At 34.7% G+C, this 14951-nt stretch carries 13 protein-coding genes; 2 read left to right on the top strand and 11 right to left on the bottom strand.

Annotated elements, in window-relative coordinates; all coding sequences use genetic code 11:
- Positions 1-170 precede the first annotated feature (170 nt).
- The 10 genes from BST97_RS05580 to BST97_RS05525 form a co-directional block, all read right to left on the bottom strand.
- Complete coding sequence (locus BST97_RS05580) at positions 171-3533, bottom strand: restriction endonuclease subunit S (protein ID WP_085766301.1); 3363 nt, start codon at positions 3531-3533, stop codon at positions 171-173.
- 55 nt (positions 3534-3588) lie between these two features.
- Positions 3589-3882 (bottom strand): hypothetical protein, encoded by a 294-nt coding sequence (locus BST97_RS05575; protein WP_085766300.1) that lies wholly within the window; start codon positions 3880-3882, stop codon positions 3589-3591.
- A 5-nt stretch (positions 3883-3887) separates the two neighbouring features.
- Positions 3888-4211, bottom strand: coding sequence for a helix-turn-helix domain-containing protein (locus BST97_RS05570; protein WP_085766299.1), 324 nt, complete (start codon positions 4209-4211; stop codon positions 3888-3890).
- A 712-nt stretch (positions 4212-4923) separates the two neighbouring features.
- Positions 4924-5511 (bottom strand): hypothetical protein, encoded by a 588-nt coding sequence (locus BST97_RS05560; protein WP_085766297.1) that lies wholly within the window; start codon positions 5509-5511, stop codon positions 4924-4926.
- A gap of 10 nt (positions 5512-5521) precedes the next feature.
- Complete coding sequence (locus tag BST97_RS05555; RefSeq protein ID WP_085768172.1) at positions 5522-5710, bottom strand: hypothetical protein; 189 nt, start codon at positions 5708-5710, stop codon at positions 5522-5524.
- Between the two features lie 169 nt (positions 5711-5879).
- Positions 5880-7802, bottom strand: a complete 1923-nt coding sequence (locus tag BST97_RS05550) for an ATP-binding protein (protein ID WP_085766296.1) — start codon at positions 7800-7802, stop codon at positions 5880-5882.
- A 542-nt stretch (positions 7803-8344) separates the two neighbouring features.
- Positions 8345-8533: a hypothetical protein gene (locus tag BST97_RS05545; RefSeq protein WP_085766295.1), complete on the bottom strand. Its 189-nt coding sequence runs from the start codon at positions 8531-8533 to the stop codon at positions 8345-8347.
- A 47-nt stretch (positions 8534-8580) separates the two neighbouring features.
- Positions 8581-8967, bottom strand: a complete 387-nt coding sequence (locus BST97_RS05540) for a hypothetical protein (RefSeq protein WP_157111478.1) — start codon at positions 8965-8967, stop codon at positions 8581-8583.
- A 243-nt stretch (positions 8968-9210) separates the two neighbouring features.
- Complete coding sequence (locus BST97_RS05530; protein ID WP_245833668.1) at positions 9211-9630, bottom strand: hypothetical protein; 420 nt, start codon at positions 9628-9630, stop codon at positions 9211-9213.
- Between the two features lie 243 nt (positions 9631-9873).
- The gene (locus BST97_RS05525) at positions 9874-11070 is read right to left on the bottom strand and encodes a BRCT domain-containing protein (protein WP_085766292.1); all 1197 of its coding nucleotides are present in this window, start codon (positions 11068-11070) and stop codon (positions 9874-9876) included.
- Between the two features lie 529 nt (positions 11071-11599).
- Between BST97_RS05525 and BST97_RS05520 the strand changes: the two genes are divergently transcribed.
- Positions 11600-12427: a tyrosine-type recombinase/integrase gene (locus BST97_RS05520; RefSeq protein WP_085766291.1), complete on the top strand. Its 828-nt coding sequence runs from the start codon at positions 11600-11602 to the stop codon at positions 12425-12427.
- Positions 12428-12554: 127 nt separating this feature from the next.
- Here BST97_RS05520 and BST97_RS05515 read toward each other — a convergent pair whose 3' ends face one another.
- A complete protein-coding gene (locus BST97_RS05515; RefSeq protein WP_085766290.1) occupies positions 12555-12998 on the bottom strand; it encodes a hypothetical protein in 444 nt (147 codons plus the stop codon).
- Between the two features lie 125 nt (positions 12999-13123).
- Here BST97_RS05515 and BST97_RS05510 point away from each other — a divergent pair, with 125 nt between their 5' ends.
- The gene (locus tag BST97_RS05510; RefSeq protein ID WP_085766289.1) at positions 13124-14941 is read left to right on the top strand and encodes an SLC13 family permease; all 1818 of its coding nucleotides are present in this window, start codon (positions 13124-13126) and stop codon (positions 14939-14941) included.
- Positions 14942-14951 lie beyond the last annotated feature (10 nt).

Below are 14951 nucleotides of genomic sequence, written 5' to 3'. Positions count from 1 at the left end.
CTTTTTTATATTTACTTACTTTCGTTTTAGCGATTAAACCGCTATTATTTTTATACATTGTTGTACACTGGCTTTTTTCCATTAAGTTTGTCAATCAGCGTTGGCGTGAAAGCTCTTTTAAATTTGTGAGGCACGAGCAAACTTTAAATGTGCTTGAACTTGCGTTGGCTTTATTCCAAATACTTTTTCAATATCGTTTCTTTCTGTTTTGGAATTTCAGCTATTTGTTTTTCAAATTCCGTAATTTCTTTCTCTAACTTTTCAATTTCAATATCAACTTTTTCCTGTTCTGCCATTGTAGGAAGTGGAATTTTAATTCCTTCGATTCTATCTATTGAAGCTCTTTTTGTTCTCGAAAATCCAATTTGCTGTCCTTCTTTGTCTAAACAATATGCAATATATCTAGCTTTTGCTATTGGTTGATTAATTCTTAAATAACCACAATGGTCGGTTGGGTAAAATGGTTTATTCGCAGGAATTACATTTACCATCCAATCACCATCTATTCCCCAAACTACCGAAGAAGTTGAAAAATCGGTTAAAAATTCTTTATCTATAAATCCAAAAGGTTGAAAAACATTAGCACTATAAACTGGATATTTACCTTGATTACTTATTTCACTTTTTAAAACTCTTTTTCCAATTTTAGTTTCAAAAATATCTGTGTCGCTTAATCGTACAGATTTAGTCGATTTATTAAACAAAGTTTCTAAAGAAGTATTAATGTGTTCTTTATGCCTTAGTATTTTATTTTGCAAATCTTGCTCTTGCTTTTCTAAAACCTCAATTTCATCAACTATTTTTTGTTGAATATTTAACGGTGGAAGTGGTATTTTAAAATTAAGTAAATCTGTTTTAGATAAATTAAATTGAACACTTCCAAAACCTAAGTTTCTAAGTTGAGTTCTGCTAATTTCAGATTTTAAAATACTATTTAGATAGCTAGGGATAATTTTATCAAGTTTGAAATTAATAAACTTACCAACCCTTTGGTTCAAAAGAAAAGTAGTTTTGCTTGTGTTTTTAAAAATAGTGGGAATTGCAAGTAGATTTAAATCACTATTCATATCAGTCATTGCAATAACAATATCTCCGTCTTTTAAAATGAAATCTTTGTACTTTTCTGAAAAGTTATCAGGTAAAAAAGTTTTTTTATAATCTAAATCTAATACTCCTTTTAGTCTAATATTTGCTTGTCTAAAATTCAAAACGGTTGAACTTTCAACATAATCAGCACTTTTGAAAGCAAAACCATTTTGAAGATTAACAAATTCTTTGAGTGGGAACACATTCCACTTAGTCTGAATTTTTACTTTTTTTTTAACCGAAAGCGAAATATTTTGTTCAAAATCTGCTCGGTCAAATGTTAGCATATCAATTAAGTTTTGATAGCTTACATTTTTTTGAAGCGTTTCGGGAATTTCTAAATCGAACTTACTTTCTGTAAATGCTCTATAAATATAGGTGCTAGCTTTATTTTCGTTAGTGAAACTTTTCATATCATAAAGCCGTGTGCATTCATCAATGGTTTTGCTACGCTTTATTGGGTGCATACCTTCATTTCCTCTGCGATTACTAAAATCATAACCTAGAAACTGTTTTTCTTTTGCTTTTTGTCCTGTTTTAACTAAAACAACTTTTTGATTATATGTTAGAATAAAATAAAGTAATTTGTCTTTTTCTATTTCTAGTATTTTACTCCATCTACCTTCTTCGCTCTTGGCTTTTATCTTTTTGTTGTACTCATTAAATATTTCGTGTTGCTTTATAGCTTCATTCGGTTTTTTGTTCAATAAAGTTTTATAGTCTTGAAAAGAAATGTTTTCCCAAACGTGAGATACATATTTCTCTATTGGTTTTTCAATACCGTTTATGGTAATGTCTTTAAGATTAGTAAAGAATGTAGCTAAAGATTTTTCTACTTGTTCAGCAATTGTATCTTCTCTACGTTTTAAAAATAAAGTAACCGTATTTGTGCCAGTTGCCATAAAAGTACCAGAGCCTAGTTCTGTAATGGCTATAATATCAAAAGCTTTTAAAATAATCTCTCTTGCTTGTGAATACAAACCCGAATTACTTAAAATAGAACTTGGTAATATTATGGCTGCAATTCCGTCTGTTTTTAGTAATTGTTTAGTTCGTTCAATAAACAAACATTCTATTTCAGAACTTCTATCGCTTAGGCTGTCAAACAATTTAAAATCCTGATTAGCAGAAGCGTTTTTCAAATCACCTTTAAAAGAACTTACAGAATATGGCGGATTAGAAACAATAAACGAAAATTGAGGTTTTTCTGCATTTTTCTTTAAAAGTCCTCTGTAACTTTTGGAATGTTTAAAACTATCCAAACCATCTCCGTGAATAACTTGTGCTAAACCATCTCCGTAAAAATAACAACCAACTTTTGCAACTTTTACTAAACGATAATCTTTTTCTATACCATACACATATTTACTTGCCCAGTCGTATTTGTTAATTCTCCAAGCATTTACGTTTGTTTCGGCATCATCAGTTTCTAACTTTGAGGTATCAATGTCATTTTCAATAACACGTTGGTATTCTTCCATTACTTCGGTTAAGAAGTGACCACTACCAACACTATAATCAATTACAGCAGGAAGTTCCGGAATTGATTGGTTTAACTGTTTCTTTATGTATTGAGAAATAGGTAATGAGCGAACTATGAAACGTGTAATTGGTGGTGGCGTAAAAAACTGACCAGCTTCTTGTTTTAAACCAGTTGTTAAAAGACGTTCAAAGAAATCACTTAAATGTTGTTGTTTTCTAGGATAACGAATTTGAAACTTTTGAAGTAATTGAACTACTTCTTTTAATACTTTTTGATTATCCTCAAAAGTTTCTTCATCAAAAACATCTTTTATGTCGTAAACCTTATTGAATAGTAAAATATGTTTCTTTTTTTCTTCTAATTCTTTTTGAGTTTTATAACTAAACATATCATCCGAAATTCCTCTAACTTCTTTTTTCAAAAAGTCATACATCCCAGATTTGTATAGGTTTATAAGTCTGATTTGAAAATCAACTGCATTGTCTTTATGTTCTTTCCATTGAAAATCAAGTTCCTTGTCATCCCTCTTTTTTTCATCAAATATTTTAGCGAGAAAAAGATTAAAAATCTTATTAAATGCGTTTGGTTTGTCTGAAACAGAATGTTTTCTAAGAATAGATAAAAATTCGTGAAATATTTTTTTGCTATCTTCTTCGTTTAACGGTTTTAAATCCTTTTTGGTTAGTTTCTTACTTTCAAACAAATAAGGTTTTACCCAATCGTCAAATATTCCGTTAGTATTCGTTACTTTATTCCATCTATCATAAACATCTTCTACATTTCCAGCTTGTCTGTAATGTTCCTCAATTTTTATGATTTCATTTTTAAATTGAATTTTATTTTTGTCCAGTTTAGAAGCATATAGCATCAAAATATCAGCAGACTTGTCTTGTTGAAAATAGGTCATTAACTGACCGCCATTTGTTTCGGTTTTTTTAAACTCTTTTTCAAATTCTTTCCCCAAGTCTTACATTCTATCATTAAATAGGCAGAGCCATCTTTACGAGTAACAAGAATATCTAGCCAACCACCGCTTGCTCCGTGTCCGACTGTGTATTTTTTTCTAAGATTATATTTTCTGGTTTATAACCTTTTTCTAGTAATCTGTCTATACATTCTAAAACAACCCAATTTTCAGTTTGTGAAAAATTTTGAGTTGTTGTTCTTCCTCCAATTATTTTACTTCCGAAATCAAATTGTTGTTTTTCAAAATCAATTTCAATAGAATATCCGTTATAGTTTTTATGAAAAATTCCAGAAGTATTTTCTTTAGGTATAAATCCTAATACTTGTATGAGTTTTTTTGTATCCATCTCGATTAGAATTTTAATTTTCCTTGTTTTGCGTTTATTGCTTTGATATAAGTTGATTGGTCTTCTGCAACTTTAAAAATTTTATCAGAACATTTATATTCAAAAGCTTCTTTTGCAAATTTGTCTGCAAAATACAAGTCTTTAACTTGGTTGTAATCTAGTTCAAATAATTGGGCGAGTAATTTTAATTTGCCAACTGGAAATTTTTTATGGTCATTCTCAATTTTACTAACAGCAGGTGTATTAATTTTGACTTTCGCTCCGAATTCAGTCTGACTCCAGCCTTTTTCTTCTCGGTGAGTTTTTATGTAGTTTCCGAAACTTGCCATTAGTTTATTATACTTTTTATTGTTTTACCCAATTTTGGCAAAGTTATATATTTCTACGTCTATAAACAATTTTTTTGACATATAAAAATCATCTTCATAAAACTTATTATCAGCGTTGGGAAAAGGCAAGCTCTTTTTATTTTTTGAGGCACGAAAAAAATGAAATGTGCTTGACTGTGCGGCTGGATTCAGCTTGTGTACAACGCCCACCGCATAAAGCGAGTGTGGCGTTTTCGGCTGGTTCGCGTTATCGGTGGAATCGGTTTGTTGCCTCTAAAAGTAGGCAATAGTTTTGGATTCTGGCCGCCACACAGAGAGCTTTTGAAAATGCCACATTCGCTTTATGCCTTGTTGTCGGTGGTGCGCTCACCGGTATGGTTTTCCCCAGGTGGCTGGTTTGTTTATTGGGCATTTTCACGCGGTGGGCGTTGTCGGTGATTGAATGTTGTGGGAGCCTTGAAATTGGTTGATGGTCATCTGGTTCTTGGTTGTGCCACCGCTCGGTGGATTGTGGGGACTTTTGTCTCGGATGGATGATTTCATGGCGGAGCAACATGTCCCTTGGGCAATCACCGACAACGGTCTTGTATAACAATCAGTTGCGAGTTATTTAGAAAATAAAATAGCTAAAATTCCCGACTTTAATGATTGCGCGGTTGTGTCCGCAGGACAAAAAGCCGCAATTGTTGTTATATATTGTTGTAAAACGTTTTTATACTCCAACCATATTTCTGTAGTCAATTGAATCTCCAATTTCACAATGTTCATTATTGTTATACACAAAAATTGTTGTCGGTTTTTTTATACTTGAAACTTCTTTAGATTTTAACTCGGTTACAATTATTTCGATTTTAGGAAAGTTAGATGTAAAAACAATATCTATATCAATTTCTTCTTTAGGTGCTAAATAGTTGAAATTTACCTCTCTTATTGATTTCTTATATTGAACAGCTTTGTAGTCTTTCACGTCGGCTTCGTCAATTCCGAAAGTTATATCATTTTTAAAAGTCTGAATTTCATATTTCATCACTATATCATATGCTGGACTTGTTCCGTTATTTACAAGTTTAAATTTAATTTTTTTGTCAATTGTAATTTTGGAAAGTCCACGAATTTGCTCCTGTACTGGGTCTAAATCTCTCATTAAATATTTATCCCATTCGTGTTTAGTATCTATCAATGAAGTTCGTAGGAACAAAATTGGATTCTTATAAGAAAGAAGAGTTTTATATGTAATGAAGGTGTATATCGAAGTTACTACGACTAAAATAACTGTCAGAATTATATTTACTACTTCCATTATTCCAATTTTACTTTTCTAATACGAATGTAATTGAATACATATAACTTGAATCTGAATTAGTGACTACAGGTACTACTTGCTTAACCTCATATCCGTCTTCTAAATATTCATTTAGTTTAGTATATTCTTTTTCGGTGAATTTATCATCTTTATCGATGATATTTGTATGTGTCGTTACTGTGATTACTTTTTGCATTTTATTTGGTTTTAAATGTTTTACAACGGTCTTGTATAACAATCAGTTGCGGATTGTTTAAAAACTAAGATAGCTAAAATTACCGACTTTTATGCTTGTGCGGTTGTGTCCGTAGAACACAAAGCCGCAATTGTTGTTATACGGTGTTGTAAACTGGCGTTTATTGAATTTAATTTAAAAATGTTTTGATTTTATTTAGCCAATCTTTTATTTCGTCGAAACCGTCTCTTTCTTTTAATCTTTCAATTGTCATTTTTTCTATTGCTAAATTATTAAGCTGGCGTTTGGCTTTAGATAATTTTTTCTTTTGCTTTTCAGCTAATTTTGCTTTGTCAGGATGCATTTTCTCCCATTCAGTATCACCATTTGTATTGTGTACAGCCTTTGCAACTTTTTTCGGAACATCTTCTCTATCTAATACTTCCGTTATTTCTATTGGAATATTTAATTCTTTGTAGCATTCATTAATCGCATCTGGATGTAGAAAATTTTCTAATTCCAATTTACTTGTGTTATATCCGACTTTATTAGGATTTCCTTCTGCATTTAAGTCTTTTATACTTTGAATATAATACGCAACATCCGAATCGTAAATATGAACTTGAGCTTGAATTAAACCATCTAGATACTTTTTTTCAATGTAGTATTTCAATTGTGAACCTCCAGTAGGAATAAATGCTATTTTTTCATTGTTTTCTAAATTTAGAATTTCACTATCGTGAGCGTTAAGTAGTTTACTATAATTTATTAAACCATTAATATCATTTTCACCTTCTACGAAAATTAAACACTGGACTTTATTTTTTGGGTCTGGTAGTGCTCCAAGTGTTTCTATAATTCTATCAATTATATTTTCATTATCAGTTCCATCATCATTTGTACCATTTTCAACCTGATTTTCACCTTGCTCGTCTTTATAAATATATCGTAATGATGATTTTGAAATTTCCTTAGCAAGATTTGAATTATGAGTAGTGAAAAGTACTTGAGCATTTTCGGTTTCTGATAATTCCTTCAATGCATTAACTATCATAATTTGAAAATCTGGATGTTGAGATGTTTCGGGTTCCTCTAGAGCATAGATTATATTTGGAGCATTAGCTGTTCTTCTTTTCTCAATCTGTGCTCTAAAAAAACTTAATAAGACTAGTCTTCTCATCCCGCTTCCTCTTTTATTTAGGGGGACGCCGCGATTATCTTCTAATGTTAATTTAAATATTGAGTTCCAGGTAGGTTCTTTTGGAAAGTTAGACTTTAAAGTCTCAGCTAATTCGGAATCTAATTCGTTTAATTTTTCAATTGTTTCATCTGCCATTGCTGTAGAAGCATCCTGAACAGCATTTTTTAATGTATCCAATAGAGGTTGAATTTCGTCACGTTTTAAAACCTCTTTTATAATTTCTTTCATTGGATCTTGTATGTCAGAATCCTGATCATTTAGAGGTTTATCAACGAAGAACAACGAGAATAATGGTAGGTATTTTTTTAAGTTAGTCCATATTTTCTTTTTGTTATCTTCGTTATCCAGTTTTCCGTCAATTTTTATTTCCTTGGTCTCAGTTTGAATTTCATCTTCATAAAAATGTTGTCTTATTGCTTTCCTAATTTCCTTACTTTTCGTTCGATTGACACCTTTATCATCAATTTTTAGTTCTTCAAAAAATAACTTTAAAGTTGTTCTTTTTTTCGAAAGTAAATCTTCAAGTTTTGGATTATCTGGATGTTCACAGATAATGACACTTTCTTCTGACACACTTCCTGTTCGAGATATGGGAAATTTCTTTTTAATTTCAAGATTTCCTTCTTTGTTTAGGAGGAACTCATCCTTTAGGGAAGTCTTTACGGTGTCATCTAAAATTAGTGATTCTGGAATATCATTAAAAATACAAGTAATCTCAACTTGGGAATTATCGTGATCAATTGATAAATCATTTTTATCTGGTTTACCATTAAAGAATATATCTAAGGCCTCTAGAATTGAAGATTTTCCTACGTCATTTCGACCAATTAGAACGTTTAAATCTTCAATCAGAATTTCCGTTTCTTTTGAATAACCTCTAAAGTTTTTGAGTTTTACTTTATTCAATTTCATTTTAGATGGATTTGGTTAGCGCTTGTTTACAACGCCCACCGCATAAAGCGAGTGTGGCGTTTTCGGCTGGTTCGCGTTATCGGTGGAATCGGTTTGTTGCCTCTAAAAGTAGGCAATAGTTTTGGATTCTGGCCGCCACACAGAGAGCTTTTGAAAATGCCACATTCGCTTTATGCCTTGTTGTCGGTGGTGCGCTCACCGGTATGGTTTTCCCCAGGTGGCTGGTTTGTTTATTGGGCATTTTCACGCGGTGGGCGTTGTCGGTGATTGAATGTTGTGGGAGCCTTGAAATTGGTTGATGGTCATCTGGTTCTTGGTTGTGCCACCGCTCGGTGGATTGTGGGGACTTTTGTCTCGGATGGATGATTTCATGGCGGAGCAACATGTCCCTTGGGCAATCACCGACAACGGTCTTGTATAACAATCAGTTGCGGATTGTTTGAGAACTAAGATAGCTAAAATTCCCGACTTTTATGCCTGCGCGGTTGTGTCCGCAGGACACAAAGCCGCAATTGTTGTTATACGGTGTTGTACAACGTACTTTATTTTTCATTATCAATAAGCCAGGGTTGTTCAAATTCCGTTGTTTCTGTTAATTCTTGGTTTAATTTTTTTCGGTTTAGATCCAATTGGGAATATTCTGCTCGTTCATAAAGCAAGTTGTGAGCAGATTGATGAAGTCCGTATTTTTTTAATTTATAAAAGTTTGATTTTGCTTTTTCAGAATTCAAATTGTCGATATCAAACTCAATTTTTAAAAGGTCAAATAATGTGTCATTTACAAATTGGTTTTCATTATTCTGTTGTTTTTGTTCATTTTCATTGAGTTGAATTCTCGAATGATTTCATAAATTATTGAATCATTTTTCTCCGCTTTTCTGCGATTCCAAAATTCAGCGTAATATTTTGTTTGTATTTCAGGTTTGTTATAGGTCAATTCCAAACTGTCTATTAAATTCTCGAAATTCCGTTTTATATAAATTCCTTCGATTAGGAAATGACTTTTGCTTTTTGAAATCAGATTCTCAAGTTTTCCATACCCAAAATTTTTAAACGATTCGTGAACCATTTTTAGATTTTCAGGTTTTCTAATCCACGAGTTTTTTGTCCAGTCTCCATTTCTCAAATCGAAAAATGAAGTTTGATTTTCTGCATAAAATTCCAATTCAGATTTCTTGTCGTTTTTACAGGACAGAAATAAGAAAATCAGTAGTGAAATTGTCAGCAGTTTGTTCATTTCGGGTATGTTGTACAACGGCCTTGGCTATGAGTAGTTGCGTGGTTTAGCACTTAATTTTGCAAGTACACACCAAACTGAAAATCCGCGAGGATTTTCAGAAGTAGGCGAGAACAAGCAATTACTTATAGCCATTGTTGTGGTGTCGTTTTTTATTTTCGTTTTATTCTTCTATTCAATTTTTTTCCATTCTCCTTTTCGGAAATACATATTATGAAATCTTGGTGAATTAAACACCATAAAAAAGTCCCAAACTTCACGATAAATAGTTGGATTAGTTGTAAATATGTGATGAGTAGGTTTTTCCATTTCAATTACAAGTCTTGCTGATTTGTATGGTGTAAGAGTTGATATTTTTCCTTTATAAGTTTTGTTTATTATTTCTCCATCAGTTACGTAAAAATATATTGAATCATTTTCTTTAATTTCAAATCGAAAATGATTGTATTGCCAATCCGCTTGTTTTCCCGAAAAATAATTTCTGTCAATTATATATTCTCCATAAAAATCAGATTTCTCTAAAATCTTTTTTTCCCAAAGTGGTCTCAGGATAAATGATAAAAGTAAAAGCGATATTAATCCGCCCCACATTATTAAAAGTCCAATTCCGAATATTTTTTCTTAGTGAAAACCCATAATAGAAATAAGATTATTGAAATTGGCAATAAAACAAATATAAATCCTAAAAAAGCCATTTTATCTTATTCGATTTTTTTTTAAATGCACCACAACGGTCTCGGCTATGAGTAGTTGCGTGGTTTTGCGGTTAACTTTGCAAGTACACACCAAACTGAAAATCCGCGAGGATTTTCAGAAGTAGGCGAGAACAAGCAATTACTTATAGCCATTGTTGTGTGGCGTATTTTTTTTCAGATTTTCAAAATCCGAATTGGTTAATATTTTTATGTTACAATTTTTATTTTCGTTCAGTTCGTGTATTTTTTGGATTTTCGACCAACCAAAGTCAGCTCCGATAATAACATAATCGACTTTGCTTGTAATTCCAGATTTTATTATTCCACCATTTTGTTCTATGAATTCTTTTGCTGTATCTCTGTCTGTAGTTATTTCTCCAGTAAAAATAAATCCTTTGTTTTTAATATCAATTTTACTAATCTCTTTCGGGTCAATAGAGTAATTACGAATGTGAGATAGGTTTTCGTTTTGAATGTCTAAAGTAGTTGGCTTTGTTTTATGCTTTTTTAAAGGTTTAGGATTTAATTCGTTGAAATTTTCGCTAGATTTTGGATTTAGGTTTTTTCTGTAGTTATTTAGATTGATTCCCATATCTTCAAATTCCAACGCAAGAGTTGGTGCTATAAGAGATAAATCATTTTCAATATTCAGGTCAGAATTGAAATGCTTTAAAAGATTATCAAATAAATCTGGAAGATTATTGTCTTTAGCTATTTCTCTTATTTGTATATAATTTATGTTGTAATCTTTTATTCTATAGGCTTTTAATATTTCTTCAAGAATTTCAATCTCTTTGTTCCAACAGACAACTAAACTATGATTGAAACTTAACTTTAAATCTAACGTGTCCCAAACATCCTCAAATGAAAAATCTTTTACAAATTCTTCGTCTATATCAAACATTTCGAGAGTTTCTTTAAATTCTTTTTGTTTTAAAATTTGATTAGGTGGACGAAAAAGAAATTTTTCTTTGTATGCTATTTTTTCATCGATTATGAAGTGAGTGCCTAATTCAAATGCACTTAAAATATCATCTGTTCCACTTAAAAACTGTATTCCAATAAAATCGAATCCATTTGTAAAATATGAAGGAAATTTGTGTGGATTCTCAAATTTACCTGTACTTACTTTTTGTTTTATTGCTTGTTCGTATTGCGGTTTAAATTGAAGTCCGTTTTCCTTTGCTTTCTCATACCATTTTTGCAAATGAGGTGCAAAAGTCAATTGCACAAAGTTGTAAAATAGAAATTCATTATCGGTTTGAGGATTAATTCCGCTAACTGAAATTTCAATCGGATTTTCTATTTTTTCTTTCTTTTTGAACCAATTAAACATTGTTAAATTCGATTTTCGTTTTTTTTCAATATGACACACAACGCCCACCGCATAAAGCGAGTGTGGCGTTTTCGGCTGGTTCGCGTTATCGGTGGTATTGGTTTGTTGCCTCTAAAAGTAGGCAATAGTTTTGGATTCTGGCCGCCACACAGAGAGCTTTTGAAAATGCCACATTCGCTTTATGCCCTGTTGTCGGTGGTGCGCTCACCGGTATGGTTTTCCCCAGGTGGCTGGTTTGTTTATTGGGCATTTTCACGCGGTGGGCGTTGTCGGTGATTGAATGTTGTGGGAGCCTTGAAATTGGTTGATGCACATCTGGTTATTGGTTGTGCCACCGCTCGTTGGATTGTGGGGACCTTTGTCTCGGATGGATGATTTCATGGCGGAGCAACATGTCCCTTGGGCAATCACCGACAACTAGTGTATATCCGCAATATATCAAAAACTACCATATATACACCTCATTCTAGCGGTATATCCGCAAGTTTTTAAGCAAATATCTATATTGCGGTATAAATGGTATATAAGCATGTTTGACGATTTTACCACCCTGCTCAAAATCAAAAGATATAGTCCTAACACGATAAAAACCTATACGGGTTTACTGATCGCTTTCCAAAATTTTATAGGAGATCTCATTCCCATCCATCAGGCAGAATCCAGTTTCTTGCGTAAAAAATTTGTTGAGAAAAACCTATCACAAAATCTCGCCTATACCACCCAGAAGCAGCTCGCAAGCGCTCTAAGACTTTACCTGTCTCTAGTCCATAATCGTGAGCTGGACCTCACCACAGTCGCGCCACGCAGGCCTCAAAAGGTGTTGCCAGACATACTCAGTATTGAAGAGGTTAAAGATATACTCGCCGCCATCACAAATGAGAAGCACCGCACCGCGATACTCACTATATATGCACTGGGACTGCGATCTGGTGAGTTGCTTAACCTTAAAATAGAACATATAGATGGCAAGCGCGATCAGGTAAAGATCCTTTGCTCAAAAGGTAAAAAGGACCGCATACTGCCGCTGCCCCATGATCTCAAGATCTTTTTAAGGACTTATTACAAGAAGTTTCTGCCTAAGACGTATCTCATTGAGAACGCCCAGCAAGAACAATACTCAGCCTCCAGCCTGCGAGCTGTCTTTAAGAAGGCGACGCAGCGGGCCGGTATTTATAAAAACGTGACACTACACTCCCTGCGCCATTCTCATGCCACTCATTTGTTAGATGAAGGGGTTAATATAAAGACGATTCAACAGCTGCTGGGTCATAATGATATCAAGACTACACTCATCTACACCCACATCACCACAAATCAGCTGGTTAAGCTGCCTAATCTCGTGGGGCTGGTTTCCTAGTTAGTTTAGGATAGTTTCTTAAATTTTTGGGAGCACCGGTACATTTGTTTTTCCGCTTTCGCGAAAGCGTAATCACCCACTAGCACCGCTACGACATAAAGAACGTGCATACCTTCAACTGGGCAGGCTAGCTTTTTTTTGAGGAATAAATAGCGCTGGCAGCAAGTGAGGCCAGGGTCAGTACAATCATGATCTCCAGCTCGAGGGTAAATAATACCCGTAGATCGCCTGCGTCACCTATCACGCTTTCCCTCATCTTGATAATGCCACCGTCTGAGTAAAAGTAAATGAGATACAGCATGATGAGTGGATAAAGAAAAACGCACGTAAACACGCTGGTGCGCATGGCATAGAAAAACAATTTTTTAAAGGAGAAAATATGTTTGGCATGTGCCGCAATATTGCGTGTATACAATAAGATGCTGAAAGCCAATACTGGAATATACAGCACCTTTATGTAACTCTCTTGCTTGAAACCTATGTTAAACAGGACTATGGACAGCACCACGATAAGCAGGCTGGTCATCAAAGCATAGAGCCAACTGAGGTGTAACTTGCGGCGTTTTTTCATTGAAAACAGGAACATTAACTCATCCTAAACCTACAAATTCATTTTACAGCTTCATGAAGTTTAATAATTATTTAGTACTGGTGTAGCTCGCATAAGAGATACATTTAGTCAGTCTTTACTTACTTATGGATTTAGAAATTATACTGGTGTTTGCCGTGCTGGCGGTGACGATCTTGTTATTCCTCACAGAGTGGTTCCCCATAGACAAGATTGCTTTTTTAATTATCGTGAGCTTGATCATTCTGGGGCTGGTAGAACCAGAAGATGCCATAAGTGGTTTTGCTGATCCAGCAACTGTGACTGTACTGTGCCTCATGATCATTGCAATAGGTCTGGAAGATAATGGTGTTATAGACTGGTTGACCCAGGCGATTAAAAGAGTGAGCATTTTACCGCTTATTTTAATCACACCAGTCTTTATGCTGATCAGTGCGAGTATCTCTGCATTTATAAGCACTACTGCGGTGGTGATCATCTTTATACGTATCGTCTCGCAACTGGCGAGCAAATACGGTTTCTCGGCTTCTAAACTTTTGATGCCCATCTCTTTTGCTGGAATTTTGGGAGGGAGCTGCACGCTCATGGGAACTTCTACAAACCTCATCGTCAACTCTGTGGCACAAAATCTGGGTGCAGAGCGTTTGGGATTTTTTGAGTTTACCGTTTACGGCCTCATCTTTCTTGCGATAGGAGTGGTATTCATGACTATAGCCTCGCGCTGGCTTCCCAAAGATGTGCAACTGGACCCGGCAGATACGTTTGGGATTCAAGAATACCTCTTCACGGTAACGCTTACAGAGAAAAGCGATCTCATAGGTAAAAAGCTCTCAGACACACTGTTAAATGACAATCCCGAGATCAGTATCATTAAATTGATCCGTGATATGAATGTGATCAATGCTCCCGGTAAATACATAAGTCTTAAAGAGGGGGATGAGCTGGTACTCATGGGACAAGTGGAAGATCTTGCCAAATTCATTCATGAAGACGATCTCATACTCCATAAAGAACGAAAACCACTTGATGGAGTAGAGGAACAAACCAAAAAAGAGAAGGTCAAACAAGCTCCCATATTGAAATATGTGGAACTGCTCATTTTGCCAGGTTCTAACCTCATAGGCAAAACCTTGCGCAAGGTGCGCAAATCTAGAATCTATAACGCGTTCCCGCTGGCACTGCAAAAACGTAAAAACATACGCAACACAAAGGCACGCTTGATACGCAAGGATATCAACGATATACGTATCAAACCTGGAGACCGGCTACTGGTTGAGATGCAGGGTGAATCATTTAGGGATCTGGAAAGAATCGAAAACGTAGCTGTTTTAAACGAGCACGAGATAGAAGATTCCATCCCTAGGTTCAGGAAGCTTTCTACGCTCATGATATTGCTGGCGGTAATAGGGCTGGCGAGTAGTGGCGTACTCAGTATTCTGGCAAGCTCGCTCACAGGGGTGGGACTCCTGCTGTTGACAAACAACATCTCACTGGAGCAGATCTACCATAAAGTGAACTGGCAGATCGTATTTTTGCTCGCCGGTATGATACCACTGGGAATCGCCATGAGCAACACCGGGACTGATGCCTGGATCACGGAGCAGCTCATGAAACTCTTGAGCGGCCAGTCATCCATGATGGTTTTGGGGCTCATTTTTATTTTTACCATGCTACTGAGTGGAACAATATCAAACAACGCTACAGCAATCATCATGACACCTATCGCAATAAGCCTTGCTACCGGTTTTGATGCGCCTTTAAAACCCTTTATTCTCGCGGTCATGTTTGCGGCAAACTTTAGTTTCTTCACGCCGGTAGGCTACCAGACTAATGCGCTTATTTATGGTACAGGTGTTTACAAATTCAGGCATTTTTTATTTGTGGGAGGTATTCTGAGCATTATGCTGGCGATAACCGCCACTTTGTTGCTTTCCACTTTACTCTAAATCATAGATT

It is taken from the genome of Nonlabens spongiae (assembly GCF_002117125.1).
GTDB lineage: Bacteria > Bacteroidota > Bacteroidia > Flavobacteriales > Flavobacteriaceae > Nonlabens > Nonlabens spongiae.
This window is presented reverse-complemented; position numbering and strand designations above follow the sequence as displayed.

Bases quoted from the DNA above. Each gene is read 5' to 3' on its own strand.
- BST97_RS05575 (WP_085766300.1), bottom strand. From the start codon at position 3,882: ATGGATACAAAAAAACTCATACAAGTATTAGGATTTATACCTAAAGAA.
- BST97_RS05570 (WP_085766299.1), bottom strand. From the start codon at position 4,211: ATGGCAAGTTTCGGAAACTACATAAAAACTCACCGAGAAGAAAAAGGC.
- BST97_RS05560 (WP_085766297.1), bottom strand. From the start codon at position 5,511: ATGGAAGTAGTAAATATAATTCTGACAGTTATTTTAGTCGTAGTAACT.
- BST97_RS05555 (WP_085768172.1), bottom strand. From the start codon at position 5,710: ATGCAAAAAGTAATCACAGTAACGACACATACAAATATCATCGATAAA.
- BST97_RS05550 (WP_085766296.1), bottom strand. From the start codon at position 7,802: ATGAAATTGAATAAAGTAAAACTCAAAAACTTTAGAGGTTATTCAAAA.
- BST97_RS05530 (WP_245833668.1), bottom strand. From the start codon at position 9,630: ATGTGGGGCGGATTAATATCGCTTTTACTTTTATCATTTATCCTGAGA.
- BST97_RS05525 (WP_085766292.1), bottom strand. From the start codon at position 11,070: ATGTTTAATTGGTTCAAAAAGAAAGAAAAAATAGAAAATCCGATTGAA.
- BST97_RS05520 (WP_085766291.1), top strand. From the start codon at position 11,600: ATGTTTGACGATTTTACCACCCTGCTCAAAATCAAAAGATATAGTCCT.
- BST97_RS05515 (WP_085766290.1), bottom strand. From the start codon at position 12,998: ATGAAAAAACGCCGCAAGTTACACCTCAGTTGGCTCTATGCTTTGATG.
- BST97_RS05510 (WP_085766289.1), top strand. From the start codon at position 13,124: ATGGATTTAGAAATTATACTGGTGTTTGCCGTGCTGGCGGTGACGATC.